Raw genomic sequence first — 25,494 nt, forward strand, 5'->3', positions numbered from 1 at the left:
CTCGACTGGTGGCGATCTTACGGTGACCCCGGCTGCAAGCAACCTTTGGCTTCTTGTTATCGCGTTAGGCCTGGACGCCGCATTCGGCTATCCGGATGCAGTCTATCGTGTGATCCGGCATCCGGTCGTCTGGATCGGCAGCCTAATCCGCCAGTTGGACAGGCAGAGCAATCGGCCGGCCTGGCGACGCTGGCAGCGGCGGATCGGCGGCGTGGTAGCGCTGCTCGTGCTGCTCGGCGTCGTATTCGCCATCACGGCCGCGATCCGCGCGCTGTTGCGCGATGTTCCGTACGGCTGGGTCGTCGAGGCCGTGCTGTGCGCCAGCCTGATCGCGCAGCGCAGCCTGCGGGATCACGTCTCGGCCGTGGCACGCGGCCTGGAGCAGGACGGCCTGGCGGGCGGACGCAAAGCCGTGGCCATGATCGTCGGCCGCGATCCCGACAGCCTCGATGAGCACGGCGTCAGCCGCGCCGCCATCGAGAGTCTGGCGGAAAATTTCTCCGATGGCGTCGTCGCTCCCGCCTTCTGGCTTGCCGTCGGCGGGCTGCCCGGAATCGCGCTCTATAAAGCGATCAACACGGCCGACAGCATGATCGGCCACAAGTCGGACAAATACCGCGACTTCGGCTGGGCTGCGGCACGGCTCGATGACCTCGTGAACCTGCCGGCCTCGAGGATTTCCGCGTTGCTGCTGATCCTGGCCTGCCTCTTTACGCCCGGCACGTCGTCGCGAGACGCCTTCACCGCCCTGGAACGGGATGCCGGGCAGCACCGCTCGCCCAATGCCGGCTGGCCGGAGGCTGCGATGGCCGGGGCGCTTGGATTGCGCCTCGCCGGACCGCGCCGGTATGCCAGCGGCTGGGTGGATGATCATTGGATGGGCAACGGCAATGCCGATGCCACGGCGGCCGATATCCGCAAAGCGCTGCGCCTTTACCGCGCTGCCTGCGCATCGCTCGGGTCCATGGCGATCCTGGCCGCTATCGCGCTGACGCGATGAGCGCATCCATATCGAGATGCGTTTCGATCGCCGACGCCAGGCCGTCGAGCGCCTGCTCGACCTCCGCATCGTGGTTCCTGACGGCGATTTTCTCGCCGGAGATCAGTTCAAGATAGGCCTGCCGGAAGCTGTCGCCGGCGAACAGGCCATGCAGATAGCAGCCGGCCACCCGGCCATCCGCAGAAACCGCACCGTCATGCCGGCCAGCGAGCCGCAGCAACGGCCGCGTCGTGTCCGGGCCGTTCGTCGCGCCGACATGCATTTCATAACCGCGGATCGGCTCTCCGGTGAAGCGTTCGAAGCCGTCCACCTCGACAAGGGACTTGTCGCCGGTCAGCACGGTTTCGACTTCGAGCAGCCCGAGGCCCTGCACGAATTCCGGCTCCCCCTCGATCCCGCCCGGATCGGCAATGCCGCGCCCCAGCATCTGATAGCCGCCGCAGATGCCCAGCACATGGCCGCCGCGGCGCAGATGCGCCAGCAGATCGATATCCCAGCCCTGCGCACGGAAAAACTTCAGATCCGCGATGGTCGCCTTCGAGCCCGGCAGGATGACGAGCGCGGCATCGGGCGGCAGCGGCCGGCCGGGCTGCACGAAGACCAACCGGACCTCCGGCTGCTGCCGCAGCGGATCGAAATCGTCGAAATTGGCGATATGCTGCAGCCGCGGCACCGCAACGACGATCTTGCCGTCCTGACCGGCCGCCCTGTCGAGGCTGAGCGCATCCTCAGCCGGCAGGTGAGAAACCTCCGGCAGATGCGGCAGAATGCCGAAACTGCGCCATCCGGTATGTCGGGTGATGATTTTCAGCCCGTCGTCAAATAGCGACGCGTCTCCTCGAAACTTGTTGATGACATAACCGGCGATCAAACGTCGTTCGTCTGGCTCCAGCAGCGCCGCCGTGCCGACGAGGCTGGCGATCACGCCGCCGCGATCGATATCGCCCACCAGGATGACCGGCACGTCGCTTCGGCTGGCGAAACCCATATTGGCGATGTCGTTGGCGCGCAGATTGACTTCGGCCGGCGAGCCGGCGCCTTCGACGATGACGAAATCCGCCTCCTGCTTCAGGCGGGAGAAACTGTCGACGACGAAAGGCCAGAGTTCCGCCTTCAGATCGAGATAGCCCCGTGCGTCGCCGCGGCCGTATATCCGCCCCTGCACGACGATCTGCGATGTGCGATCGCCCTGCGGCTTCAGCAGGACGGGATTCATGTGAACACTGGGCGCGGCGCCGGCAGCACGGGCCTGCAGCGCCTGAGCCCGGCCGATTTCGCCTCCTTCCGCGGTGACCGCCGCGTTATTCGACATATTCTGCGGCTTGAACGGCAGAACGCGATAGCCTCGCTTGCGCAACGCCCTGATCACGCCGGCGCAGAGCACGGATTTGCCGACATCCGAGCCGGTACCCTGAAACATCAAGGCGCGCGCGGTCATTTCAGCACGAGAGGCAGGCCTACCGCCGTGAAGATCACGTGATCCGCCAGTTCGGCAATGCGCTGGTTCAGCCGGCCTTGCCGGTCGCGGAAATCGCGGGCCAATTTATTGTCCGGCACGATCCCAAGCCCGACTTCGTTGGAAACCATGATGACGGGACATGCAGACGTAGGAAGAACGGCCAGCAGCCGCTCCGTTTCCTGCTCAACGTCACGGTTGGCATGCATGAGATTGGACAGCCACAGGGTCAGGCAATCCACCAGGACGGCGCCGATCCGGGGCGGAAGCGTCTGCAATGCATCGGCTACGGCAATCGGCGCCTCGACAGTCTGCCAGCGATCGCCACGCCGCGCCCTGTGCTGCATTATTCGGGCGCGCATTTCATCGTCCCAGGCCTCCGCCGTCGCCAGATAGGTCAACGGCCCTTCGCGCTGCTCGGCCAGCCGTTCCGCGAGCCTGGATTTACCCGACCGCGCACCGCCGACGATAAGCGTTACGCGAGCGTCTGCGCGAAGTCGAACCGGCATTTCACGCCCGCACCGGCTCGCGGACCTTTTCGCGCATGGTCACGAACTCCTCGGCAGCCGTCGGATGAATTCCGACCGTGGCATCGAAATCCGCCTTGGTGGCACCGGCCTTCAGGGCAATGGCGATGCCCTGGATGATCTCTCCCGCCTCATGCCCCACCATATGGACGCCGACGACCCTGTCCGACTTCGCATCGACAACCAGCTTCATCATGATGCGTCCTTCGCCGCCGGATATCGTCGCCCGCATCGGCCGGAATACGGTGCGGTAGACATCGACTTCGCCAAAGCGCTTGCGCGCTTCGGCTTCGCTCAGGCCCACGGTGCCGACGCTCGGCTGGCTGAAAACGGCCGCGGGCACGTTTTCATAAACCATCCTGCGCGACTTTCCGCCAAACACCGTATCGGCAAAGGCATGTCCCTCGCGAATGGCCACCGGCGTCAGATTCATCCGGTTGGTTACATCGCCGACGGCGTAGATATTCGGCACGCTGGACTGGGAATACTCGTCCACCACCACCGCGCCTTCCTCGTCGAGATCGACGCCAAGCGCCTCGAGGCCCAGTCCATCGGTATTGGGCCGGCGGCCCGTAGCCGCCATGACGCAATCGGCCTGCAAAGTGCTGCCGTCGGTCAGCGACACGATTAGGCCGCCCTTCCCCTTCTCGACCTTGGTGACATCGGTCTTCACCCGCAAATCGATACCGGTCTTGACCAGTTCGCCGGCCAGATGATTGCGGATATCGTCATCGAAGCCGCGGAGAATCTGCTCGCCGCGATAAAGCTGAGTCACCTCGGAGCCGAAGCCATTGAAGATGCCGGCGAACTCGCAGGCAATATAGCCGCCGCCGAGGATGATCACCCGCTTGGGCAACGCCTTCAGATGGAAGGCCTCGTTGGAGGTGATCATCAGCTCGGCGCCGGGAACGGCCGGCTTGACCGGATGGCCGCCCGTGGCGATCAGGATCTTGCCGGCGCTGACGGATTTGCCGTTCACGACAACGGTATGGACGTCCTTCACGGTCGCGCGGCCGTCGAAGGTTTTCACGCCGGCATTCTCGAAAATGCCGCGGTATATCTTCTCCAGACGGCCGATTTCCTTATCCTTGTTGGCGATCATCGTCGCCCAGTCGAACCGCGCGCCCGAGACCGTCCAGCCGAAGCCGGCGGCCTCCTCGAAGGCATGGCCGAATTCCGAGCCGTAGACAAGCAGCTTCTTCGGCACGCAGCCCCGGATCACGCAGGTGCCGCCATAACGATATTCTTCCGCCACGGCGACGCGGGCGCCGTAACCCGCGGCGATCCGGCCGGCGCGCACGCCGCCGGAACCGCCCCCGATTATGAACAGGTCGAAATCATATTGGCTCATTGCGATTTGATCCTTCGGCGAACTCGGCGGGCAATTCATGCCCGCGGCCGACGCCGGAGATCAGTGTCCGAACCTCGGGAAAGCGGCGGGCGACGTCAATTTGATGCTGCCGGAGCGCTTCGGCAAGTACCCCTCGGCGCTGCAGCAGACGATCAGCATGATTGATCATCACGGCGTTCGGCCAAGCCCGTGGCCGCACATCGGCCAAGGCGGCGAATACTTCGCCTTCGCGCCCTGGATTTCGTTGCGCCATCAAAATCGCGGCCGCCGCGGTGGAGCGCGAGATGCCGGCGAAGCAGTGAACCAGCAGATGCTCGACTTTCATCTGCGACAGTTGCTCGCCGACCTTTAGGATACTGGCGACGTCCCGTTCGCTCGGCAGCTTCTTATCGGGTTCCGGCATGACGATGTCGTAGAAGCGGAATTCGCGGCACTCCGCCTTGGGGTGATGAAGCCGGTATTCCGGGCCCAAACTGCCCGGATCGAGAATGCCAAGAATATGGGAAATCCTGCCGGCATACTGGTGCAGTTCGGCGACACCGCAAATACTGAGGCGGTAGGGAAGCAGGCCGCGTTCCAGCGCACTCATGCCGGCACCTCCCTCATTCGACCGTCACGGACTTGGCCAGATTGCGCGGCTGATCGACATCGGTTCCCTTCAATACGGCCACATGATAGGCCAGCAATTGCGCCGGAATGGCGTACAGGATCGGCGCCACGAACGGATCAACTTCGGGCAACTCGACGGTGGCAAAAGTCCTGCCGTCGATATGCGTGAACCCCTTGCGATCCGACATGAAAATCACCTTGCCTCCGCGCGCCATCACTTCCTGCATGTTCGAGATCGTCTTCTCGAACAGTCCGTCGCTGGGCGCAATCACGATGACCGGAACACCCTCGTCGATCAATGCGATGGGGCCATGCTTCAGTTCCCCTGCAGCATAGCCCTCGGCGTGAATATAGGAGATTTCCTTGAGTTTCAAAGCCCCCTCCAGTGCCAGGGGGAAGCAGGAGCCGCGGCCGATATAGAGCACGTCGCGCGCATCCATGATCTTCTCGGCCAAGGCGTGCAGGGCCTCGTCGTGATTCAGCACTTCCGAAGCCCGGGACGGCACCTCGATCAATGCCGCCATGAGCCGGGCGGTTTCCTCTGCCGACAGCGCCTTGCGTGCCTGGGCGATGGCCAGGCTGAATGCCGCCAGCGTGACGAGCTGGCAGGTAAACGCCTTGGTGGACGCCACGCCGATCTCAGGTCCAGCCTTGGTCAGCAACACGCCATCGGCTTCGCGCGCCATGCTGCTTTCGGGCACATTGACGATCGCCAGCGTGCGCCCGCCATTGGTTTTAACATAGCGCAGCGCAGCCAGCGTATCCGCCGTTTCGCCCGACTGGGAGATGAAGATCGCCAAGCCCTTGGGATCGACCGGGGCTTCGCGGTAGCGGAATTCCGAGGCGACATCGACCTCGACATTGATCCTGGCGTGGCGCTCCAGCCAGTATTTCGCAACCAGGCCGGAATAGTAGGACGTGCCGCATGCGACGATGGTCAGGCGGGTGATCCGGGCCAGATCGAGGCCGAGATCCGGCAGATGGACGAGGCGATCGGTCGGGCTGACGACGGTGTTTACGGTATCGCCCATCACCGCCGGCTGCTCGTAAATCTCCTTCAGCATGTAATGGCGATAATTGCCCTTGCCGATCATGGCGCCGCTGATGGCCGTCGGCCTGACCGTCCGCTGCACTTCGCGGCCCTCGGCATCGAAGAAACGCGCGCCGGCCCGGCTGAGAACGACGTAGTCGCCCTCTTCCATATAGGCGATGCGGTCCGTCAGCGGCGCGAGCGCCAGGGCATCGGAGCCGAGATACATCTCGCCGTTGCCAAACCCTACGGCGAGAGGCGCCCCGCGGCGGGCGCCGATCAGAAGATCTTCCTTGCCGTGAAACAGAACGGCGAGAGCAAAGGCGCCATGCAGGCGTCCCAGGGCGGCTTCCACCGCAGCCTGAGGCTCCTTTCCGTCGATCAGGTGCTGATCGATCAGCCGCAGCGCGACTTCCGTGTCGGTCTGACTCTGGAATTCATGCCCCTTGGCGATCAGTTCGGCAGCGATCTCACGGTAATTCTCGATGATACCGTTGTGAACCAGCGCAACCCGCTCGGTCGCGTGCGGATGCGCATTGGCTTCGTTCGGCGCGCCATGCGTAGCCCAGCGGGTATGGGCAATGCCGATCAAACCCTGCAGCGGCTGCTGCGCCAGGCGTTCTTCCAGCTTGGCGATCTTGCCCTCGGCGCGGCGGCGCTCGATCGCACCTGTCCTGGAGAGAGTGGCGATGCCGGCGGAATCATAGCCCCGGTATTCCAGCCGCTTGAGTCCGTCTACCAGCAACGGCACGGCATCCCGCGTGCCGACGACGCCGACGATTCCACACATCGTTTACTCTCCTACTTATTCTTCTTGGCGGCCCGGCTGCTGCGGAACCGCGCCGCGAAACCGGCAATATCTTCCTGGCGGCCGCGCGCCACCGCCAGGGCATCGCCGGGCACATCGCGCGTGATCGTGCTGCCGGCCGCGACCATGGCGCCGTCGCCGACCTTGACGGGCGCCACCAGGGCCGTGTTTGAGCCGATGAACGCCCCGGCGCCGATATCGGTGAAATGCTTGGCGAAGCCGTCGTAATTGCAGGTGATCGTGCCGGCCCCGATATTGGCCTTCGCCCCCACCCGCGCATCGCCGATATAGGTCAAGTGGTTGACCTTGGCTCCGGCCTCGATCGCTGCCTGCTTGATCTCGACGAAATTGCCGATATGCGCATCCAGGCCGATCTGCGCGCCGGGCCGCAGCCGGGCGAAGGGTCCAATGGTGGCGCCGGCGGCGATTGCGGCGCCCTCGATATGGCTGTAGCTGCGGATGACGACGCCGTCGCCGACAGAGACATTGTCACCGAAAACAACGAATGGCTCGACCGTGACATCCCGACCGAAGCGGGTGTCGCTGCGCAGATAGACCGTCTCCGGCGCAATCAAGGTCACGCCGTCAATCATGGCGCGATGGCGCAGACGCTGCTGCATCGCGGCCTCGGCCTGGGCCAGTTCGGCACGGGTATTGATGCCCATCACTTCGACGGGATCGGCTTCGACCACCCGGCAAAGCCAGCGCTTCGCATTGGCATGCTCGACCACATCGGTGAGCAGGTATTCGCCTTGCGCATTGTCGTCGCTGAGCTGCTGCAGAAGCAGAGGCAGACGCGCCCCATCGAGAGCCATCAGTCCGGCATTGCAGAGCCGGACGGCGCGCTCCTGTGCGGAGGCATTCTTGTATTCGACGATCCTTTCCAGACGGTTCTCGCTGCCGAGAATCAGACGGCCATAAGCGGCGGGTTCCGCCGGAGTGAAGCCGACGACGACCGCCGCCGGATCGCCTTCGCCCCGCCGCGCTTCGACCAGACGTTTCAGCAGGTCCGGTGTCAGCAGCGGCGTATCTCCAAAAAGGACCACGACATCGCCATCGAAGCCGTTCAGGGCCGGCAGGGCCGCCATGACGGCATGCCCGGTACCCCGCGGCGGGTTCTGGACCGCGGCTGTTGCCGGAGCCGCGGCGGCGGCCACCTGCTCCTGCCCTTTCCCGACCACCACGACCACCCGATCCGGCTCGAGGCTGGCACCGGCGTCCAGCACATGGCGCAGCATTGGCCGGCCGGCGACCGAATGCAGGACCTTGGGCAACTGCGATTTCATCCGCGTGCCCTGCCCAGCCGCCAGCACCACAATCGCTACGCCCCGTTTCGTCATTGCGCCATTCCGTGTAATGAAGAGATCAGATTCGCAAAAAGCCGCGATTCGCCCCAACCCGACGCGCGGCGGACTGTGTCATAGCCACCGCAGAGTTCGGAAATCAAAAGATTTTTCCGTCTGTTTCAGGATTTTTCTAATTGTAACAGCATGATGCACAAAGCAATCCTCTTCGATCTGGACGGCACATTGGTGGATACCGCACCTGATCTCGCCGCCGCAACCGACTATGCCCTGCAGTCCGCCGGACGGCCAGCCATAGGCCTCGATGCGGTCCGCCAGATGGTCGGCGACGGCGCCCGCGCCCTGCTCGAACGCGGCTTCCAGGTAACGGGCGGCATGCCTTCGCAGGACATCTTCGAGGCGGCCGTGGCGGCGCTCTACGTTTATTATGAAGACCATCTTGCCGATACCAGCCGTCCTTTCCCCGGCGTCGTCACCAGTCTGGCGAACCTGGCGGAGAATGGTTATGCGCTGGCAGTCTGCACCAACAAGCTGGAGCGGTTCAGCCGCGAATTGCTGCAACGGCTCGGCCTCGACGGGTTCTTCGGCGCCGTCGTCGGCGGCGACACGCTGTCGGTTCGCAAACCCGATCCTGGCCATGTCCGCGGAACCGTCGAGAAACTGGGGGAAAAGCTGGGCAAGCAGATCGGCTGGGCGGCGATGGTGGGGGATTCCGCCTATGACGTGAATGCCGCACAAGCGGCGGGACTGCCGTGCATCGCCGTCAGTTTCGGCTATACCCGAATCCCGGCACGCGAACTTGGCGCCGACCGGCTCATCGATCACTTTGCCGAATTGCCGGACGCTATCGCGGAATTGGGCGGTTGATGCGGCGACACCACCCGATAGGGCGGCAAATAGACGCTGACCCGCGTTCCCGAGCCGGGGGCGCTTTGAATATCCAGCCGGCCGCCATGCAGCCGGATCAGCCTGTCGCTTAGCGGAAGCCCCAGGCCGGTTCCCGGCTGCACCCGTGTAAGCGCATTCTGAATCTGCCCGAAAGGTTGCAGCGCAACCTTGATCTGCGCGGGATTCATGCCGATCCCGGTATCGATGACAGTGTAGGCGAAGCCGCCATCCTCTACCGGGCCCGCCGACAAAGTCACCTTTCCCACGGTCGTAAACTTCACGGCGTTGCTCATCAGATTGATAAGCACCTGCAGCAGGGCGCGGCGATCCGCCCGAAGCGTAACGAGTTCGCGGGCCGGCACGACCTCGAGTTCAAGCTGTGCGCGCGCCATCTTCTCGCGAACCAGGCGCGCCGCAATCGTCATGATGTCATCGGCGTCGAAGTCATCCTCCGCCAGCTCGAATTTACCGGCTTCCACTTTCGACAGATCGAGAATGTCGCTGATGATCGCGAGCAGATGCTCGCCGCTGCCATGAATGTCCCCGGCATACTCGCGATAACGGGGAATGTTGACTGGGCCGAGCATCTCGTTCTTGATGATCGAGGAAAAGCCAATGATGGCGTTCAGCGGCGTCCGCAATTCATGGCTCATATTGGCCAGAAACTCGGATTTCGCCCGGTTGGCCTCCTCGGCGATCCGTTTGGCTGCCAGCGCCGCCAATTCGGCCTGTTCCTTCAATTCGACGACGCGGCGCTGCCGGAAGAGCAGAAGGACCAGACCGATCACCAGCGCCGCAACAAAAGCTATCAAAATGGCTACGCCGTTGGCAAAACGGTCCAAGCGCTGTTCCTGTGCCTGCAGGATTTGCCGGGCCGTCGCACGCGATTCCTGCAACAGCGATATCAGCCTGACTTCCGCATCGCGGGCACGGCCAAGCATGAGGGAAATAACGGCCGGGGACTCCGCATCCTGCCCGGGAACGCCCTCGGCAAACCAATTGAGCAGGTCCTGCAATGCAGGATTGGCGACCGCGTACATGCCGGCGGCGCCGACCATGTTGTCCAGATTGTAGTTGGAGCGCAATTCATCCGCCCGTGCGCGGGCCCGGCCAAGCTGTGTTTCGACCCGAAGGTGATTGATCTGACTGGGATTCTGCTGCCACATTTCGATCGCCCAGGTCAGATTGCTGATTTCCCGGATCAACGTCTCGGCGTCACGCTCCTGATCGAGCAACGTCAGCGGCAGGTTCCGTGCTACCGTCGTGAGCGTGTTCTGCACATAGATGGTGATGCCAATGGCGCCGATGGCAATCAGAATTATGGCAATCATGATCTGCCGGCGACCAAATGATATCGGCATCGGTCACCCCGGAAGCAAGCCACGTTGGCGGTAGAAGCGTTCGGCGCCCGGATGCATCGGGATGCCGCGGCCTGCCAAAGCCGAAGAAATTTGTATTTCGCTTCCCCGCGGATGGCCCTTTTTCAGAATCGTTTCGCCCCTCTTGCTCCATAATGCATCCAGGATATTCGCAATCCTATCGGCGGGAATATCGGCGCGCACGATAAGCTGCGCCCCCACCATCAAGGTCCGGATCGCCGGTATGCCCGCATAGGCATTGGCGGGAATTTCCCCATAAGTCAAAAAAGGATTGGCGGCGATGACCGCCCGCGCCTGCTCGGGCCCTATGGACAGAAGCCCCGCATGGCCGGAGCCAAGCGCATCGACGACGGCTTTTGCGGGCCATCCCGCCACGATGAAGAAGGCATCCAGTTTCCCCTGCATCATCCGCGGCAGCGCCAGATCCGGCTTGATATACTCCGCATGAAGATCGCCGTCGGTCAGATGGTAGGCGCGCAGCAGATTGCGGACATGAACGAGCGTCCCGGAGCCCGGCTCGTCGAAGGCGGCGGTCCGCCGGCGAAGATCGCCGACCGTATGAATGCCCGCCTCTTTCCGCACGACGACATGCATCGCCTCGGAATAGAGATGGGCAAGAAACCGCAAGCGATCCAGTCGCGGTTTGCCGGCATACAGCTCTTTCCCCTCGAAGGCCCACTGGGCAACATCGGCCTGCACCAGCGCGGCCTCGATTTCACCCGATTGCAGGGCCGCGACATTGGCGACGGAGCCATTCGATGTCTGCGCCACGGCGATCAGACCGGGCACGCCGCAGCGCACTTGCACGCAATCCCTGCCTTGCGCCACGTCGCTGATGATCTCGGCGATCAGTCTGCCGACAGGAAAATAGGTTCCGCTCTGACCGCCGGTCCCAATGCGGAAATACTGCCGCGCAGACTGCGCCTTTGCGGAAGCCCCAAAAAACTGAAGCGAAAGACCGGCCAGCAGAACGGTGGCGAGCCAGATCGGAACCGGACGTCGCCCCCGGCGTAACGGGTGCCGTATTTCACGGCGACCTTCTAGCGACATTTATTCGGCATCCGGCTGTTTACCTGGTGCCGCCTTGATGAAGGCGTCAAGGCGATTGCACTCGGCATCGATCCGCTCCACCGTCGGACATGCAGACAGATCGCAATTGAATCGGCGGGCATTGGCAACCTGCGGCACGAGGCAGATATCGGCCAGGGTCGGCGTATCGCCGTGGCAGAACCGGCCCGTGGCCGAACTGCCCGCCAGCATCTTTTCCAGGGCCTGCAGCCCGGTTTCCACCCAATGGCGATACCATTGATTCTTCTTGTCGTCGGAAACCCCCATATCCTTGACCAGATAGCGGAGTACCCGAAGGTTGTTGAGCGGATGAATGTCGCAGGCAATGGCCAGTGCAAGCGCCCGCACACGCGCCCGCTCGGCCGGCTCTTTCGGCAAAAGCGGGGGATTGGGATGGGTTTCGTCGAGATATTCGATGATTGCCAGCGACTGGGCCATCTGCCGGTCGCCATCGACCAGGGTGGGGACCAGCTTTTGCGGATTCAGTCTGGCGTAATCCTCGGATAATTGGTCGTTCTTCTGCAGATGGATGAAATGATTGTCGTAGGCGAGCCCCTTGAGGTTCAATGCGATCCGGACCCGGTAGGCCGCCGATGATCGAAAATACCCATAAAGCAGCATGCATCCCTCCCTGTCGAAGCCGGATTTTACTTCAATACCGGAATGTTACAAAGCATTGATCGTATTTCGGGCGATGATAAGGGTTGCTCCTCTCGGGGGCGGCGCTCTATTGTCGGCGCGCCTTCTGGCCCCCATCTTCGGTAAAGTCATAAGGCATTTTGGGTGACGACATGCGGTTGATGATCAATGGCGAGACCCGCGATCTGACGGGGACGGCAACAGTAGAGGAACTGCTGGCGCGGCTTGAGCTTGATTCGCGCAAAATCGCCATCGAACTGAATCGCGAGATCGTGCCCCGCTCCGCCTATGCGGGCACCCCCCTGTCGGACGGCGACCAGATCGAGATCGTCCATTTCATCGGCGGCGGAAATGCCCCGCTGAAGCGGGATCAGGACGACTACTTCGAAGTGGCCGGCCGGCGCTTCCGTTCCCGTCTGCTGGTCGGGACTGGGAAATACAAGGATTTCGAGCAGACCAAGCTGGCGATCGAAGCCTCGGGCGCCGAAATCGTCACGGTCGCGGTACGGCGGGTCAACATCACCAATCGCAGCCAGCCGATGCTGGTCGATTACGTCGACCCCAAGAAATACACCTATCTGCCGAACACGGCCGGCTGCTTTACCGCCGAGGATGCCGTACGGACGCTGCGGTTGGCCCGGGAAGCCGGCGGCTGGAAATTGGTGAAGCTGGAGGTCTTGGGGGATCAAAAAACCCTTTATCCGGACATGGAGCAGACCCTCGCCGCCACCAGGTTGCTGGTGAAAGAAGGCTTCGACGTGATGGTGTATTGCGCCGATGACCCGATCGCTGCCAAGAAGCTCGAGGACCTCGGCGCCTGCGCCATCATGCCGCTCGCCGCTCCGATTGGCTCCGGCCTCGGCATCCAGAACCCGGTGAACATCCGCATCATCGTCGAGAACGCCAAAGTCCCGGTCCTGGTCGATGCGGGCGTCGGCACCGCCTCCGACGCCGCCATCGCCATGGAACTCGGCTGCGACGGCGTGCTGATGAACACGGCCATCGCCGAAGCGAAAGACCCCATCCGCATGGCCGAAGCGATGAAACTGGCGATCGAGGCGGGCCGGCTGGCCTATCTGGCGGGCCGGATGCCGAAAAAGCGTTATGCCGATCCGTCATCTCCGCTTGCCGGCCTGATCTGACCGGCGACGCATTTGGGACGAACAGTGGAAGTCGACATCTACCATCTGGTCGCCCATTACCATGACTGGTTTTACGTCATCACGTTCCTCTGGACGTTTCTGGAGGGCGAAACCTTCGTCATCTTCGCCGGGGCGGCGGCGAGCCAGAAGCTCCTCAACATCTACTGGCTGGTCGCAGCCGCTTGGCTGGGCAGCTTTGCCGGCGATCAGCTCTATTTCCTCGTCGGTCGGAAATACGGTCACCGCCTGCTGAAGCGCTTTCCCAAGCTGCAGAGCGGCGTGAACATCGCGCTGGATCTGCTGCACAAGTACCATGTCGGCTTCATCCTCAGTTTCCGCTTCATATACGGGGTGCGCAATTTTTCCTCGCTGGCAATGGGGATGAGCATGATTTCCTGGCCCCGCTTCGCCGCACTCAATTTCATTGCGGCGGGCCTGTGGTCCAACTGCTTCGTCTGGCTCGGTTACTTGCTCGGCGTTGCTTTCGAAGCGGTGCTGGGCAATATCGCCAAGGATTTCGGCCTCATCATGCTGGCGCTCTTCGTCACCGTCAGCGTGGTGCTGTTCTTTCTGCATCGGCGCAGCAAGGCCCGCTTTGAAGCCAAGATCGCCGAGCAGAAGAAGCAAATGCAGGAACCGGTCGCGAAATCAGACTGAGGCCGGGGGCAGCGTCAGCTGCCTGCCATGCTGTCCATCTTCGCATTGAGCTTGTTGATGATGACATCCAGCTGCGCGACCTCTTCCTCGGTCAGCGCGGTCAGCAGGTCGCGCTCGAAGCCAAGCGCCAGCGGTGCGATCTCGCCATGAACGGCCTGGCCTTTCGGCGACAGAGACAGGCGCGAACGGCGCTTGTCGCCTGCATCGCGCACGCGTTCCAATAATCCCTTCTCCTCAAGCGACGCAACGGCCCGGCTGACGGTCACCTTGTCCATGGCGGAACGCTCCGCCACCTCGTTTGCACTCAGCCCCGGATGCCGGCCGAGATTCGCGATCACCCGCCATTCTGGGATGCTGATTCCGAACCGCGTCGCATAGTGCCGGGAAAGCGCACCGCTGATCCTGTTGGTCACCACCGACAGGCGATACGGCAGAAAAATTTCAAGTATTAGCTGCCCCTTCCCCATGAGCTCCCCGAATTCCTTCCGTCAGGCATCTTGATTTAGTTTCAATTGTAACTATTATGCGAGTCATGCGCAAATTCTAATAACGGAGGATATGCCCCATGGCCGACCTCTTCGACAACCCGATGGGTACCGACGGCTTCGAATTCATCGAATATGCCGCGCCCGAACCGGCAAAATTGGCGGCTCTGTTCGAACGCATGGGCTTTCAGCCGGTGGCCCGGCACCGCTCGAAAAACGTCACCCTGTATCGTCAAGGCGACGTCAACTTCATCCTCAATGCCGAGCCGGAGAGCTTCGCGCAGAGCTTCGCCCGTATCCATGGCCCGTCGATTTGCGCCATGGCCTTCCGGGTCAGGGATGCCGCCAAGGCCTATAAACGCGCGATCGAACTGGGCGCCTGGGGGGTTCAGCCGCATGTCGGGCCGATGGAGCTCAACATCCCGGCGATCAAGGGCATCGGCGACAGCCTGATCTATCTCGTCGACCGCTACGGCGATCGCGGCACGATTTATGATGTCGACTTCGTGCCGCTGCCCGGCACGGACCGGAATCCGAAGGGCGTCGGCCTGACCTATGTCGATCACCTGACTCATAACGTGCATCGCGGCCGCATGGCGGAATGGGCCGAGTTCTACGAGCGCCTGTTCAATTTCCGCGAAATCAAATATTTCGACATCGAAGGCAAGCTGACTGGCCTCAAATCGAAGGCGATGACCAGTCCTTGCGGCAAGATCCGCATCCCGATCAACGAAAGTTCCGACGACAAGTCGCAAATCGCCGAATACCTCGATGCCTATCATGGCGAAGGCATTCAGCATGTCGCATTGGGAACCGACGATATCTACGGCACCGTCAGCGCCCTGCGCGGCCGTGACGTTCCTTTCCAGTCGACCCTGGACACCTACTACGATCAGGTGCCCGACCGTGTCCCCGGCCATAACGAGGATCTCGCGCGGCTCAAGGAGCTGCAGATCCTGATCGACGGCGCGCCGACCCAAGGCCAGGGGCTGCTGCTGCAGATCTTCACCGAGAATGTCATCGGCCCGATCTTCTTCGAGATCATTCAGCGCAAAGGCAACGAAGGCTTCGGTGAAGGCAATTTCAGGGCGCTGTTCGAGTCGATCGAGCTCGACCAGATCCGCCGCGGCGTGCTGAAGCCGCACGCCTGACAGAAGAAATGGAGGATTCGCCATGGCCAAGACCTGGATACCAATGACTCACGCCGAAGGCGTCACCTCGCGCCAAGCCCATGTCGCCTTGCCGGAAGGCACCTTCGAGCGCGAGATGGGCAAGGAGGGCTTCTTCGGGCCGGCCGCCCATCTCTATCATCGCAATCCGCCGACCGGCTGGATCGACTGGGAAGGCCCGCTGAAACCGCGGGCGTTCGATACGGCCAAGTTCGCCGATGCCGTCGACTGCCCCTGGAAGGCCAGACCGCTGCTGTCCAACGCCCATGTGAAATACCGGCATCTTCTGCTGACGCAGCCGATGGATCATCTGGTACGCAATGGCGACGGCGACGAATTGCTGTTCATCCATGCGGGCAACGGAGAACTGTTCTGCGATTTCGGGCATTTCTCCTATGGCGAGGGCGATTACATCATGCTGCCGCGCGGCACGATGTGGCGCCTGGAGCCGACGAGCCCCAGCAAGCTCCTGCTGATTGAAGCCACCAACGACAGCTATCGCCTGCCCGACAAGGGCCTGGTGGGTCCACATGCCATTTTCGACCCGGCCGTGCTGCAGATCCCGCAGATCGACGACGCCTTCAAGGCCCAGCAGCAAAAGGGCCCGGCTTCGGGCGGGCGGAACTGGCGCGTGGTGATCAAGCGGCGCGACCAGCTTTCCACCGTTACCTATCCCTACAATCCGCTCGATGTGGTGGGCTGGAAGGGTGACCTGGCGGCCGTGAAGCTGAACTGGCGCGACATCCGCCCGCTGATGAGCCATCGCTACCATCTGCCACCATCGGCGCATACCACCTTCCTGGCCTCGCGCTTCGTCGTCTGCACCTTCGTGCCGCGTCCGATCGAGAGCGATCCGGAGGCGCTTAAGGTGCCGTTCTTCCACAACAATGACGATTACGACGAGGTAATCTTCTATCATCAGGGCCAGTTCTTCAGCCGCGACAATATCCATCCCGGCATGATCACCCTGCATCCGTGCGGCTTCCCGCATGGCCCGCACCCGAAGGCCTTTGCCGCTGGCGCCAAGGCAGCGCGCAAGGAAACCGACGAGGTCGCGGTGATGCTCGATGCCCGCGATGCGCTGGATGTCGCGCCGGCGGCGGAGAGCGTCGAGTTCAAGGGTTATGTCGGCACCTGGAACCCGGAAGGCTTCAGGCAGGCCGCAGAGTAAGCGCACCCAAGTTCAGGGAGAGAAAAAGCAATGAAACTTGCCTCGTTGCGGCACGGCCGCGATGGCCGTCTTTGCATTGTCAGCCGCGACCTGTCGCGGATGCTGCCGGTCGACAGCCTTTGCCCCACCCTGCAGATGGCGCTGGACAGCTGGGCCACGATGGCGCCGAAACTGCAGGCGCTGTCGGACGCCCTGAACGGCGGCAATGCCAGTGGGGCAATCGCCTACGATCCGGACAAGCTCGCCGCCCCCCTGCCACGCGCCTATCAATGGTGCGACGGCTCGGCTTATCTCAACCATGTCGAACTGGTGCGCAAGGCGCGCGGCGCCCAGATGCCGCCGGAATTTTTGCACGATCCGCTGATGTATCAGGGCGGCTCGGACGATTTCCTGCCGCCGACCGCCGATATACCGGTCGCCGACGAAGCCTATGGCATCGACATGGAAGGCGAAGTGGCGGCGATTGTCGATGACGTGCCAATGGGGATATCGCCGAAGGACGCCGCCGCGCATATCAAGCTGCTGATGCTGGTGAACGACGTTTCCCTGCGCAACCTCATTCCCGGCGAATTGGCCAAGGGGTTCGGCTTTTTCCATGGCAAGCCCTCCACCGCCTTCTCGCCGGTCGCCATCACGCCCGACGAGCTGGGGACGGCCTGGAAAGACGCCAAGGTCTGCCGCCCGCTGGTGACGCACTTGAATGGCAAGCTCTTCGGCCAGCCGGATGCCGGCGCGGATATGCAGTTCAGCCTCGCCGACCTGATCGCCCATGCCGCCAAGACCCGCAATCTGCGGGCCGGCTGCATCGTCGGCAGCGGCACGGTTTCGAACAGGGATGCCTCGAAGGGCTTCTCCTGCCTGGCCGAGATCCGCATGATCGAGACGATCAACGAGGGCAAGCCGAAAACCCCATTCATGAAATTCGGCGATCACGTCCGGATCGAAATGTTCGACACGGACGGCAAGTCGATCTTCGGCGCGATCGATCAGACCGTGGTGAAATATACCGGACCCAACCTCAGCTGATCCCCAGCGCCCGATCCGAGACGAAGGGGTTGGTTCGGCGTTCCTGGCCGAAGGTCGATAGCGGACCGTGGCCAGGCACGAAGGTGATATCGTCGCCGAGCGGAAACAGCTTCTCGCGGATCGAGCGGATCAGGTCGGCGTGATTGCCGCGCGGAAAGTCGGTGCGGCCGATCGAACCCTGGAACAGCACATCGCCAACCAGCGCCACCCGCGACGGGGCATGGACGAAGACGACATGGCCCGGCGTATGGCCCGGGCAGTGAATGACATCGAGTTCCAGATTGCCGACGGTGACAGTGTCGCCATTCTGCAGCCAGCGCGTCGGTGTGAAGCTTCGAACCGGCGGGAACCCATACTGCTGCGCCGCTTGCGGCATGCCATCGATCCAGAACTGATCATCCTCATGCGGCCCCTCGACCGGCAGGTCGAGTCTCTCGGCGATATCCTTCACTGCGCCGGCATGATCGAGATGGCCATGGGTGACCAGCAGCTTCTCCAAGGTAACGCCATGCCGCTCCGCGGCCGCCAGCAGGCGCTCCGGCTCGCCGCCGGCATCCACCAGCGCGCCCCGCATGGTCTGCGGGCACCAGATCAGCGAGCAATTCTGCTGGAAGGGCGTAACAGGGTTGATTTCGCAATGCAGTCGGGGGGCTTCGGTCGTCATGGCTCATGACTTAGTCTCCGTCGCCGGGTTTTGGCAACAGACCGGGCGAAACCGGGCGATCAGATCCGGCTGTCGAAGACCTGCCCGGACGTTTGGCCCAGGCTCAGGCCCGGTGTGCCAAAACGGCTATCTCCTGCCGCGATGCCCCCGAGATACGGCAGTCCGAAACGGGGCAGGCCACCGCCCTCGCCTTCGGTCTGATCCGGCCGGGTGTTCCGCTCGTCGCTCTCTTCCGTTGGCTGCGCCACCAGGACCGCAATATTGGGGACCGGCGGCGGCGGCTCGCTCAGCTTTTGGAGCGGCTTCAGGCTTTCCTGCACCGACTGATACACTGCCACCACCTTTGGCGCCGTCTTGACCGAGGGAACGAATGTCGTTTCCTCCACAAGCGTCGCCTCCCGCGTGCCGGGCAGCGGCGGCACCGCCGGCTGCCCCGGTATGACAACCGTCTGCGAGCGACTGGTTGCCGCCGCATAGCGGTCAACGAGGCCCTGCAATTCTTCCGCCGTCTCGCTGCGCAGACGATCGTCGTCATTCCCCTGAACATCTTCCAGGTCCTGCACCGTCTTGATCGTCCGCTGCAGCTGTTCGATGGCCTGCAGCCCGAGCGATCCGCCGCGCAGCTCCGCCAATGTCTGATCGAGGACATCCGCAATGCGGCGGGCATAAACGTCTCCGGCAGGGGCGCCTCCGATATGATCGAGAAAATGCTGCAGCGCGGGCCCGGCGCTGCTTTCGTGATCCAGCGCCCGGCCCAGCCGGTTAATCGCCGAGGACAGCGCCTGAAGCGAGTCGTTGTGCGGGTTGTCGTCGTAGAGCCGGCCATCGGCGATATGGCGGATCACGTCGCCCAAGGCATCCGCTGCCTGATGGTTGGTGCGGCTCGAGAATTCCGTCAGACCGGTGCCGATGCCGAAAAACAGGCCTGGATCGCGGAAGAAATCGAACAGATCGAAACCGTCGCCCAACACGCTGGTTTCGATCCGGCGAATGATGCCGGTCAGCGCGCTTTTAGCCTCCTGGCCGAGCGTCTGACCGAAGCGGTTCAGCGTATCGGTCAGCAGGGGAACCAGGCGTGACTGCCCGTCATCGCCGTGCCGCAACCGATCGATCAAAACCTGCAGGTCATCCAGCGCCTGCGGATCGAGCCTGCCTTCGCGGACCGTCGTCGTGCTGACCGCATCCGGTGTTCCCGGCCGGCCCGGACTGGCCGGCATCTCGCTGACTTGAAACTTCTGACGCAACTCAGTTTCAAGTTGCGTCCGCTCGTCGCCGACCACGACATTGCGCGTGACACTCAGCACCCCCCGGTCCTGCAGGGTGGTAAACACGCTGGGGCTGACCCGCGGCACATCGAAATAGAGAATCGCCGGCGCCCGCTGGCGGCCCGCGTTCTGGGGCTCCGTCAACGGGGTCGGCAGCAAGGGATTCTTCCGCTTGCCCTGTTGGCCCGCCGTGGAAAGTCCTGTCAAAGAGGCAAGCGCGGCCTGCCCTGCAACGGCTCCGACCATGAGGGGGTTATAAACTGTTTACCAAAATGCGAAATACCGCAGATTCGAGCGGATTTTTGGATTCACTCTACTTTTACGTTCATCCAAATACTCTGCCTACGTGTGCACTCGACGATCGTTGAGCAGCCGGCCCGGCCCTCTTGGCCTTGCGCCGCCGGGGACATGTTTCACATCAAACATCCCGGGAACGGCTCGTCGTCAGCCGGCCGGTGGCACGGCCGGCCAGTGGGTTGCCGCCAGCGGGCCGATAGTGTACGGCAAGCGCTTGAGATTATACGGAGCGGCAGGGGTATGGCGCAGCGGACGAAACAGCCGGCATCGAAAGGGCGCCAGAGCTCGCTGCCGGCGATCTATGTCTTGAACGGCCCCAACCTCAACCTGCTGGGGCAGAGACAGCCGGAAATCTACGGGCGAGACACGCTGGCCGATGTAGAACGGCTTTGCCGCCAGGCCGGAGAAAAGCTGGGCCTGGGCATAGTGTTCCGCCAGAGCAACCACGAAGGCGAGCTGGTAGACTGGATCCAGGAAGCGCGCAGCAAGGCCGTCGGCATCGTCATCAATGCGGGAGCCTACACGCATACCTCGGTGGCGCTGCTGGACGCCCTTTCCGCAGCGGAGAAACCGGTCATCGAGGTCCATCTGTCGAACATTTTCCGCCGCGAGAATTTCCGCCATCACTCCTATATCTCGATGGCGGCAAAGGGCGTGATCTGCGGTTTCGGCCCGAAGGGCTACGTGTTGGCGCTTGAAGCGCTCGCCGAGATCGTCTGAATACCGCATCGTTGGCAACAAACGAATCACTGGTTGTTTCAATACAGAGGAGTCCCCCATGGCGTCCGCGCCGCAGGATAAGAACGGAAAATCCCGCTCGAGCCGCGTCGACCAGCAGATGATCCGCGACCTTGCCGACCTGCTCAACGAAACCGGGCTGACCGAGATCGAATGGAGCGAAGGGCCGTTGAAAGTCCGCGTCACCAAGGGCGGTGCGGCCGGCGCGCCGGTCTATGCCGCGCCCGCAAGCGTCGCCGCTGCGCCCGCCGTTCCGGCCGCGGCGGCTTCGGCCGGCGCAAGCGAAGCAGACCTCGCCTCTCACCCCGGCGCGGTGAAATCGCCGATGGTCGGCACCATCTACGTTGCGCCGGAGCCCGGTGCCGCCCCATTCGTGAAGGTTGGCGACACGGTCAATGCCGGGCAGACGCTCCTGATCGTCGAAGCCATGAAGACGATGAATCCGATCACGGCGCCCAAGGGCGGCCGGATCGCGCAGATTCTCATCGAGAACCAGCAGCCGGTCGAATTCGGCCAGGTTCTGCTGATTATTGAGTAAAAGGCGGGCCGCATCGCATGTTCGATAAGGTGCTGATCGCCAACCGCGGCGAGATCGCCCTGCGTATCCACCGCGCTTGCCGCGAAATGGGCATCCGCACGGTGGCTGTGCATTCAACAGCGGATTCCGAGGCGATGCATGTGCGCATCGCCGATGAATCGGTCTGCATCGGGCCGCCGCCGTCGAATCTAAGCTACCTCAACATCCCTGCCATTATCGCCGCAGCCGAGATTACCGGCGCCGACGCGATCCACCCGGGCTATGGCTTCCTGTCGGAGAATCCGAAGTTCGCCGAGATCGTGGAGGCCCATGGCATCACCTTCATCGGCCCGACCTCGGAACACATCAAGCTGATGGGCGACAAGATCGCCGCCAAGGAAGCCGCCAAGCAGCTCGGTCTGCCGGTCGTGCCGGGTTCCGACGGCGCCATCGCCGACGAGGCGCAGGGCCGCAAGCTGGCCGACGAGATGGGCTATCCCGTGCTGATCAAGGCCACCGCCGGCGGTGGCGGCAGAGGCATGAAGGTTGTGCGCTCGCCCGCCGAATTCGGCCAGGCGCTCGCCCAGGCCAAGGCGGAAGCCCGCAGCGCCTTCGGCAATGATGCCGTCTATGTCGAGAAGTATCTGGCCCGCCCGCGCCATATCGAAATGCAGATTTTCGGCGACAGCCACGGCAACGCCGTGCATCTGGGCGAGCGTGACTGCTCGCTGCAGCGCCGGCACCAGAAAGTGCTGGAAGAAGCGCGTTCGCCGGCGCTGAATGCGGATCAGCGCGAAAAGCTCGGCACGCTGGCGGCAAATGCGATCGCCAAGCTGGGCTATCGCGGTGCCGGCACGATCGAGTTCCTGTACGAGAACGGCCAGTTCTACTTCATCGAGATGAATACCCGGCTGCAGGTGGAGCATCCGGTGACCGAGATGATCACCGGCCTGGATCTGGTCCGCGAGCAGATCCGGATCGCCAGTGGCGCTCCGCTGGGCTACATCCAGGACGACATCCGCTTCAACGGCCATGCCATCGAATGCCGCATCAACGCGGAAAATCCGCGCACCTTCGCCCCCTCGCCCGGTCGGGTCACCGATTACCACGTTCCCGGCGGCCTCGGCGTGCGCGTCGATAGCGCCCTTTACACCGGCTACCAGATCCCGCCGCATTACGACAGCCTGATCGGCAAGCTGATCGTGCACGGCACCAGCCGCAACGAATGCCTGATGCGCTTGCGCCGGGCGCTGGAGGAATACGTGATCGGCGGTCTGGAAACCACGATTCCGCTGCATCTGGCCCTGATCGATGAGCCGGATTTCGTCAACGGGGCCTATGACATCCACTGGCTGGAGGAGTTCATTGCCCGGCAGGGATAGCCCCTCGGACGGGACTGGCGGCCCCCCCGCCTTGCGCTAAGCTCCTCTCCTACGATGAGCATGCGCCCCGAACCGCTCACGCCGGAACTCCTGCTGCAGGCCTATGCGCGCGGCTATTTCCCGATGGCCGACAGCGCCGACGATCCGTCATATTTCTGGGTTTACCCGCAGCGGCGCGGCATCATCCCGCTGGACGATTTCCATCTGCCGCGCAAACTGGCGCGCAAGATCCGCTCCGGCCTGTTTCGCGTCACCGTCGACCAGGATTTCTCCGGGGTGATCACCGCCTGCGCGGAGCCGACGGAACATCCGCAGCGGCGCAACACCTGGATCAATGAAACGATTCGAAGGGCTTACATCCAACTGCATCGCCTGGGCTTTGCCCACAGCGTCGAATGCTGGGACGCCGATGGCGATCTGGCCGGCGGATTGTACGGCGTGCAGCTCGGGGCGGCCTTCTTCGGCGAGAGCATGTTCAGCCGCATGACGGATGCCTCCAAGGTGGCGCTGGTGCACCTGGTCGGGCGGCTGATCGCCGGCGGTTTCGAGCTGCTGGACACGCAATTCGTCACCCCGCATCTGATGCAGTTCGGGGCGATCGAAATCACGCGCGAGCGGTATCTGGAACTGCTGTTCGACGCCCTGCCGCGGCGGGCCGACTTCTACGGCTTACCGCCGGATGCCTCGCCCGACTTGCTCCTGCAATCGATCAGCCAGACATCGTAAACCGGATGCTCGAGCGGATTGAGCGCGGGACTGGAGGCGAACATCCAGCCATGGAAGCGCTCGACCGGTTCCTGTCCCGGCGGCTGCTCGACGATTTCCAGATAGGCGGCGCTTTCCGGCGGATACTCCGGCGGCCGCTTCCGACAGGTCCTCACCGTGACCTTGAGCGTGCCAAAACCGATGGTCTGTCCCACCGGCGCTTCGAAGGTGTAGGTGCGGGCGGTGATCTTATCCAGCCCCTGCAGCACCGCGATCGGCATGGGGTTCGACGGGTAGTCCGGCGTCGTGTCCGAGGTCTGCGCCCCGACCGGGCCGGCCGCGGTCAGGAAACCGGCGATGAGAAGAAGACGCGGGAGGTTCACTGGATCAAGGCCGGCCGGTCGTATGTTGAGCCCGGGTTCACTTGCTGGGCCCGGTTCACTTGCTGGGTAGGGGCGACAATTCCGGGGCGTCGCCGTCCTGCCCCTTCTTGCCATTAGCGGCACCGCTGGCACTGAAAATGGCCTGGCCGATCAAATCCATCAGGTTGACGGACCCCTGCGTGTACTTGACCTCTTCGCCTGCTTTCAGCATGACGTCGCTGCCGCCCGGCTCCACCGAAAGGTAATTGCCGCCGAGCAGGCCTTCGGATGCCACCTTCACGGCGCTGTCCTCGGGAATCTTGTAGCGGCTGTCGACCGAGAAGGTCACGATCGCCGCATAGGTCTTCGGATCGAGCGACTGATGCGTGATGGTGCCGACCTTGATCCCGGACATGCGGACATCGCCGCCGACCACCAGACCATCGGCCCGATTGAAACGCGCCTGCAATTCGTAGCCCGAGCCGCCGCTATTGCCGAAGCCGGTCTTGTTGTAGGCAAAGCCGAGGAAGAACACGGCAACAGCCAGCACCACTGCACCAATCAGGGTTTCAACCAGGTTGCCGTTCATACCGTCCTCTCGCCTCTACCTTCCGCGCCCAACATCCTGCGCCGGGGCCATTCAGCTTATTCCGGCTGCCAGGCTTCGTAATCACCCGTGGCGGGCGGCCGGTGACCGCCCTTGGCGACACTGCCCGCCGGCCGGTAGGCGAAGGGCGTGCCGCTGAGATTCGGCACATGCTCTTTTTGCCACGGCTTGCGCTCGACACCGCCCAGCGGCGCCTCGTCCGTGGTGTAATGCAACCAGGCGTGCCATTCCGGCGGCACTTTCGACGCCTCGGCCACGCCGTTGTAGATCACCCACCGCTTGCGTCCGCCCTTTTCGCGGAAATAGCGGTTGCCGAACTGATCCTTGCCGACCAGTTTACCCTTCCACCAGGTGTAAAGCTTGGTGCCGATGAGACTCATGGATGCGCCTACCTCAACCGGGAATCCGGGCCGAAAACCGGGCGGACTATGGCATCCCAGCCGCGCGCGGGCAAGCCTCGTCCCCTCAGCAGATCATGCCTAACGTGCGGTAATCAGAGCGATTTCCTGGGCGAATTCACGCTGCAGCTCCTGTTTCGCCGCAGTCTCGAAGGCCGGATACTTGGCCGCGGCCGACATCAGCGCGGGATTGTCCTTGGGCAGGTCGTCGGGGCGGAGAATGTCGCCCGCCTTCACCTGCCCCTTCTGGCCGAGGCTGAGGACGGCCCGCGTGATGGCCGTCGTCAGCAGCCGCTGCCCTTCGCCGCTCGCGAAATAGGTGTCCAGCGCGTCCAGTTCGGGCTTGCTGTACTGGCGGACGGCAGCGTTGACGACGGCCTCCTGGAATCGCTGGCCCGCCCCGGGGGCGCGTTCGCGCAGGCTGGCGGCCTTCGCCTGCTGCTCCGGCGTCTGGGCCGGCAGGAAATTCAGGTAAAGCTGGACAATCGTATCGACCCGCTTTTCCAGGCCGATAGTCGTCATCAGCCGCTCGGCGGCGGCCCGGGCCGCCTTGTCCGGGGCGGCACCGGCAGGCGGGGCAAAAGCGGCAATAAAAAAAATCAGGCTGACGGTCAGCAGGCGGCGCATCGGCGAATCCCGAAAAACTCAACGAGTCACATTGGAAGGGTGGATTGTGGCAAATCCCTGTCAATAAGCCATACCCCAAGCCATAGCAGATTTCGTGTTTGCTCAGACCACGGCGTTCACCTAGATTTAGCATCTGTGGCGGCAGATTGGCGCTAGATGTTGGGTTTTTACCCCTTCTCGATTGCCCAATCACACCACAACATATTGATTTCATTGGCGACTT

The 25,494-nt window shown here is 62.8% G+C and carries 28 protein-coding genes and 1 pseudogene; 13 read left to right on the plus strand and 16 right to left on the minus strand.

Annotation, left to right across the window (positions count from 1 at the left end; translation table 11 throughout):
• Window positions 1-22: 22 nt before the first annotated feature.
• Window positions 23-1,000, plus strand: coding sequence for an adenosylcobinamide-phosphate synthase CbiB (cbiB, locus tag VF194_RS00700; RefSeq protein ID WP_330887009.1), 978 nt, complete (start codon window positions 23-25; stop codon window positions 998-1,000).
• Here cbiB and VF194_RS00705 read toward each other — a convergent pair.
• Genes VF194_RS00705 through glmU form a run of 6 tightly spaced genes read right to left on the minus strand, consistent with a single transcriptional unit; the run spans window position 981 to window position 8,121 of the window.
• The gene (locus tag VF194_RS00705) at window positions 981-2,420 is read right to left on the minus strand and encodes a cobyric acid synthase (protein ID WP_414656060.1); all 1,440 of its coding nucleotides are present in this window, start codon (window positions 2,418-2,420) and stop codon (window positions 981-983) included. The two genes, cbiB and VF194_RS00705, sit on opposite strands and share 20 nt — an antisense overlap.
• 14 nt (window positions 2,421-2,434) lie before the next feature.
• On the minus strand, window positions 2,435-2,965 hold the full coding sequence (gene cobU / locus VF194_RS00710) for a bifunctional adenosylcobinamide kinase/adenosylcobinamide-phosphate guanylyltransferase (RefSeq protein ID WP_330887013.1): 531 nt from the start codon (window positions 2,963-2,965) through the stop codon (window positions 2,435-2,437).
• 1 nt (window position 2,966) lies between these two features.
• Window positions 2,967-4,334, minus strand: a complete 1,368-nt coding sequence (gene gor, locus VF194_RS00715; RefSeq protein WP_330887015.1) for a glutathione-disulfide reductase — start codon at window positions 4,332-4,334, stop codon at window positions 2,967-2,969.
• Window positions 4,321-4,923 carry a protein-tyrosine-phosphatase gene (locus VF194_RS00720; RefSeq protein WP_330887017.1) on the minus strand — a complete coding sequence of 201 codons (603 nt, stop codon included), beginning with the start codon at window positions 4,921-4,923 and terminating at the stop codon, window positions 4,321-4,323. Before VF194_RS00720 ends, gor begins: the two co-directional genes overlap by 14 nt.
• Window positions 4,924-4,936: 13 nt before the next feature.
• Complete coding sequence (glmS, locus tag VF194_RS00725) at window positions 4,937-6,763, minus strand: glutamine--fructose-6-phosphate transaminase (isomerizing) (protein ID WP_330887019.1); 1,827 nt, start codon at window positions 6,761-6,763, stop codon at window positions 4,937-4,939.
• Window positions 6,764-6,774: 11 nt separating this feature from the next.
• Complete coding sequence (glmU, locus tag VF194_RS00730; protein WP_330887021.1) at window positions 6,775-8,121, minus strand: bifunctional UDP-N-acetylglucosamine diphosphorylase/glucosamine-1-phosphate N-acetyltransferase GlmU; 1,347 nt, start codon at window positions 8,119-8,121, stop codon at window positions 6,775-6,777.
• 150 nt (window positions 8,122-8,271) lie between these two features.
• Between glmU and VF194_RS00735 the strand changes: the two genes are divergently transcribed.
• Entirely contained in the window at window positions 8,272-8,952 is a 681-nt protein-coding gene (locus VF194_RS00735; protein WP_330887023.1) for an HAD family hydrolase, read from the plus strand.
• Here VF194_RS00735 and VF194_RS00740 read toward each other — a convergent pair.
• Window positions 8,907-10,031: a HAMP domain-containing sensor histidine kinase gene (locus VF194_RS00740; protein WP_330887025.1), complete on the minus strand. Its 1,125-nt coding sequence runs from the start codon at window positions 10,029-10,031 to the stop codon at window positions 8,907-8,909. The genes VF194_RS00735 and VF194_RS00740 overlap by 46 nt on opposite strands.
• 75 nt (window positions 10,032-10,106) lie before the next feature.
• On the opposite strand from VF194_RS00740, the gene VF194_RS00745 reads away from it, so the two are divergent.
• Entirely contained in the window at window positions 10,107-10,325 is a 219-nt protein-coding gene (locus VF194_RS00745; protein ID WP_330887027.1) for a hypothetical protein, read from the plus strand.
• 12 nt (window positions 10,326-10,337) lie between these two features.
• Here VF194_RS00745 and VF194_RS00750 read toward each other — a convergent pair whose 3' ends face one another.
• Both VF194_RS00750 and maiA read right to left on the minus strand, forming a co-directional pair.
• On the minus strand, window positions 10,338-11,402 hold the full coding sequence (locus tag VF194_RS00750; RefSeq protein ID WP_330887028.1) for a TAXI family TRAP transporter solute-binding subunit: 1,065 nt from the start codon (window positions 11,400-11,402) through the stop codon (window positions 10,338-10,340).
• Window positions 11,403-12,041, minus strand: a complete 639-nt coding sequence (gene maiA, locus VF194_RS00755) for a maleylacetoacetate isomerase (RefSeq protein ID WP_330887030.1) — start codon at window positions 12,039-12,041, stop codon at window positions 11,403-11,405.
• Window positions 12,042-12,220: 179 nt separating this feature from the next.
• On the opposite strand from maiA, the pseudogene thiS reads away from it, so the two are divergent.
• The 3 genes and pseudogenes from thiS to VF194_RS00765 all read left to right on the plus strand — a co-directional run.
• Window positions 12,221-12,397: pseudogene (gene thiS, locus VF194_RS19760) on the plus strand (sulfur carrier protein ThiS); the annotation flags it as partial.
• Between the two features lie 21 nt (window positions 12,398-12,418).
• The gene (locus VF194_RS00760; protein WP_414656065.1) at window positions 12,419-13,201 is read left to right on the plus strand and encodes a bifunctional sulfur carrier protein/thiazole synthase protein; all 783 of its coding nucleotides are present in this window, start codon (window positions 12,419-12,421) and stop codon (window positions 13,199-13,201) included.
• Between the two features lie 12 nt (window positions 13,202-13,213).
• Complete coding sequence (locus VF194_RS00765) at window positions 13,214-13,858, plus strand: DedA family protein (protein WP_330887034.1); 645 nt, start codon at window positions 13,214-13,216, stop codon at window positions 13,856-13,858.
• Between the two features lie 14 nt (window positions 13,859-13,872).
• On the opposite strand, the gene VF194_RS00770 is transcribed toward VF194_RS00765, so the two are convergent.
• On the minus strand, window positions 13,873-14,325 hold the full coding sequence (locus VF194_RS00770; RefSeq protein ID WP_330887036.1) for a MarR family transcriptional regulator: 453 nt from the start codon (window positions 14,323-14,325) through the stop codon (window positions 13,873-13,875).
• A 98-nt stretch (window positions 14,326-14,423) separates the two neighbouring features.
• Between VF194_RS00770 and hppD the strand changes: the two genes are divergently transcribed.
• The 3 genes from hppD to VF194_RS00785 are packed head-to-tail and all read left to right on the plus strand — an operon-like array spanning window position 14,424 to window position 17,709.
• A complete protein-coding gene (gene hppD / locus VF194_RS00775; protein WP_330887038.1) occupies window positions 14,424-15,494 on the plus strand; it encodes a 4-hydroxyphenylpyruvate dioxygenase in 1,071 nt (356 codons plus the stop codon).
• 22 nt (window positions 15,495-15,516) lie between these two features.
• A complete protein-coding gene (locus tag VF194_RS00780) occupies window positions 15,517-16,683 on the plus strand; it encodes a homogentisate 1,2-dioxygenase (protein WP_330887040.1) in 1,167 nt (388 codons plus the stop codon).
• 30 nt (window positions 16,684-16,713) lie between these two features.
• Window positions 16,714-17,709, plus strand: a complete 996-nt coding sequence (locus tag VF194_RS00785; RefSeq protein ID WP_330887042.1) for a fumarylacetoacetate hydrolase family protein — start codon at window positions 16,714-16,716, stop codon at window positions 17,707-17,709.
• Here the strand turns inward: VF194_RS00785 and VF194_RS00790 are convergent.
• Entirely contained in the window at window positions 17,702-18,373 is a 672-nt protein-coding gene (locus VF194_RS00790) for an MBL fold metallo-hydrolase (protein ID WP_330887044.1), read from the minus strand. The two genes, VF194_RS00785 and VF194_RS00790, sit on opposite strands and share 8 nt — an antisense overlap.
• 59 nt (window positions 18,374-18,432) lie before the next feature.
• Window positions 18,433-19,797 carry a hypothetical protein gene (locus VF194_RS00795; RefSeq protein WP_330887046.1) on the minus strand — a complete coding sequence of 455 codons (1,365 nt, stop codon included), beginning with the start codon at window positions 19,795-19,797 and terminating at the stop codon, window positions 18,433-18,435.
• Between the two features lie 378 nt (window positions 19,798-20,175).
• Between VF194_RS00795 and aroQ the strand changes: the two genes are divergently transcribed.
• The 4 genes from aroQ to aat are packed head-to-tail and all read left to right on the plus strand — an operon-like array spanning window position 20,176 to window position 23,298.
• Entirely contained in the window at window positions 20,176-20,655 is a 480-nt protein-coding gene (gene aroQ / locus VF194_RS00800) for a type II 3-dehydroquinate dehydratase (RefSeq protein WP_330887049.1), read from the plus strand.
• Between the two features lie 58 nt (window positions 20,656-20,713).
• On the plus strand, window positions 20,714-21,211 hold the full coding sequence (gene accB / locus VF194_RS00805; protein ID WP_330887051.1) for an acetyl-CoA carboxylase biotin carboxyl carrier protein: 498 nt from the start codon (window positions 20,714-20,716) through the stop codon (window positions 21,209-21,211).
• A gap of 17 nt (window positions 21,212-21,228) precedes the next feature.
• The gene (accC, locus tag VF194_RS00810) at window positions 21,229-22,572 is read left to right on the plus strand and encodes an acetyl-CoA carboxylase biotin carboxylase subunit (protein ID WP_330887053.1); all 1,344 of its coding nucleotides are present in this window, start codon (window positions 21,229-21,231) and stop codon (window positions 22,570-22,572) included.
• A gap of 54 nt (window positions 22,573-22,626) precedes the next feature.
• Window positions 22,627-23,298 carry a leucyl/phenylalanyl-tRNA--protein transferase gene (aat, locus tag VF194_RS00815; RefSeq protein WP_330887055.1) on the plus strand — a complete coding sequence of 224 codons (672 nt, stop codon included), beginning with the start codon at window positions 22,627-22,629 and terminating at the stop codon, window positions 23,296-23,298.
• On the opposite strand, the gene VF194_RS00820 is transcribed toward aat, so the two are convergent.
• From VF194_RS00820 to VF194_RS00835, 4 genes are all read right to left on the minus strand, one after another.
• The gene (locus VF194_RS00820) at window positions 23,235-23,660 is read right to left on the minus strand and encodes a DUF2155 domain-containing protein (RefSeq protein WP_330887057.1); all 426 of its coding nucleotides are present in this window, start codon (window positions 23,658-23,660) and stop codon (window positions 23,235-23,237) included. The genes aat and VF194_RS00820 overlap by 64 nt on opposite strands.
• Window positions 23,661-23,715: 55 nt before the next feature.
• Window positions 23,716-24,228, minus strand: coding sequence for an outer membrane lipid asymmetry maintenance protein MlaD (mlaD, locus tag VF194_RS00825; protein WP_330887058.1), 513 nt, complete (start codon window positions 24,226-24,228; stop codon window positions 23,716-23,718).
• A 56-nt stretch (window positions 24,229-24,284) separates the two neighbouring features.
• Window positions 24,285-24,626: an NADH:ubiquinone oxidoreductase subunit NDUFA12 gene (locus VF194_RS00830; protein ID WP_330887060.1), complete on the minus strand. Its 342-nt coding sequence runs from the start codon at window positions 24,624-24,626 to the stop codon at window positions 24,285-24,287.
• A 99-nt stretch (window positions 24,627-24,725) separates the two neighbouring features.
• Window positions 24,726-25,271 carry a hypothetical protein gene (locus tag VF194_RS00835; protein ID WP_330887062.1) on the minus strand — a complete coding sequence of 182 codons (546 nt, stop codon included), beginning with the start codon at window positions 25,269-25,271 and terminating at the stop codon, window positions 24,726-24,728.
• Window positions 25,272-25,494 lie beyond the last annotated feature (223 nt).

It is taken from the genome of Ferrovibrio sp., from assembly GCF_036381655.1.
Taxonomy (GTDB): domain Bacteria; phylum Pseudomonadota; class Alphaproteobacteria; order Ferrovibrionales; family Ferrovibrionaceae; genus Ferrovibrio.